Source organism: Pseudoalteromonas sp. S558 (assembly GCF_005886635.1).
GTDB lineage: Bacteria > Pseudomonadota > Gammaproteobacteria > Enterobacterales > Alteromonadaceae > Pseudoalteromonas > Pseudoalteromonas aliena.
Genome location: NZ_PNDU01000706.1, coordinates 1 through 342 on the forward strand (window position 1 = coordinate 1; position 342 = coordinate 342).

At 65.8% G+C, this 342-nt stretch carries 1 protein-coding gene; it reads right to left on the reverse strand.

The genetic code is table 11. The annotated features are described in order from the left end of the window. The coding region (locus CWB66_RS22555; RefSeq protein ID WP_212747857.1) for a hypothetical protein at positions 1-342 on the reverse strand (342 nt) is incomplete at both ends.

Here is a 342-nt window from a genome sequence, read left to right on the forward strand (position 1 = left end):
CGCGGCAGCTCGCTTAGCGGCGTCCCGCGCGAACAAGTGCTTGCCGAGATGCGCGGCGATGCGAAAGCGGCTCAGCAGCAAAACCCAGGTTCGTATCTTGCCGGGCAGATCGGCGGCGGATTGGCGCAGGGAGTTTCGGGCGTTGGCGGTCGCGCGACAAAGGCAGCCATAAAAGGCGGTGGCACTCTCGGCAAAATTGCCCTCGGCAGCACGGTTGATGGAATTGTGGGGGGAGGGGCCTACGGGGCCGGCAGTGCTGATGAGGGAAATAGGGTATCTGGCGGAGCGTGGGGCGCTGGCCTGGGCGGTCTGACCGGTTTGGCGGCGCCACTGGCGATAGCT